The sequence below is a fragment of the Vibrio sp. 378 genome (genome assembly GCF_033339435.1).
In genome coordinates this window covers 1-876 of the sequence record NZ_JAWOUO010000282.1, presented here as the reverse complement: position 1 = coordinate 876, position 876 = coordinate 1, and the positions used below count along the sequence as shown (strand labels likewise).

The following is an 876-nucleotide window of genomic DNA, read 5'->3' as shown; positions in this document are numbered from 1 at the left end:
TGATTGCACTGAGCGTTCTTTTAAGCCCCGTGTCCTCAAAGTTGGGGATTCCAATCCTTCTCGTATTTCTTGCGGTAGGTATGTTGGCTGGGGAAGATGGCCTTGGCGGAATCTTATTTGATAATTATTCCATCGCTTATTTAGTCAGTAACTTAGCGCTCGCCATCATTCTTTTGGATGGCGGGATGCGAACGCGAGTCGCCAGTTTTCGGGTCGCCTTGTGGCCTTCGGTGTCGTTGGCAACCATAGGCGTAGCCATCACGACATTGTTAACTGGCTTGATGGCGACCTGGCTGTTCGATTTGGATTTATTGCAAGGTATCTTGGTTGGCGCGATTGTCGGTTCAACGGATGCGGCCGCGGTCTTCTCTTTATTGAAAGGGCGCAGTCTGAACGAACGTGTTGGCTCGACGTTAGAAATTGAATCGGGCACCAACGACCCAATGGCGGTGTTCTTGACCGTCACGTTAATTGCGATTCTTTCTAGTACGGGAACGGAGTTAAGCGCCGGCTTTTTAGCGCTCAGTTTTGTTAAGCAGTTTGGTATCGGTGCGCTTCTTGGTTTTGCTGGTGGCTGGGTCTTGTGGAAAGTCATCAATCGCAATCAACTGCCGGATGGCTTGTACTCGATTTTGACCGTCAGCGGCGGCTTGATCATTTTCGCGTTGTCGAACTCGTTAGGCGGCAGCGGTATTTTGTCGATTTACCTCGTGGGTTTATTGCTGGGTAACCGTCCAACGCGCAGCCGTCATTCGATTCTGCATGTGCTAGATGGTATGACGTGGCTAGCGCAAATTGGCATGTTCCTCGTGCTTGGTTTGTTGGTTACGCCGTCGAACTTGCTGAGTATTGCGGTGCCAGGCTTGGCGCTTGCGT

1 protein-coding gene is annotated in these 876 nt (G+C 50.9%); it reads left to right on the top strand.

All coding sequences use genetic code 11. The features are described 5' to 3' along the window. Window positions 1–2: 2 nt before the first annotated feature. On the top strand, window positions 3–876 hold an 874-nt coding region (locus R7Q48_RS25725; RefSeq protein WP_318132999.1), incomplete at its 3' end, for a potassium/proton antiporter.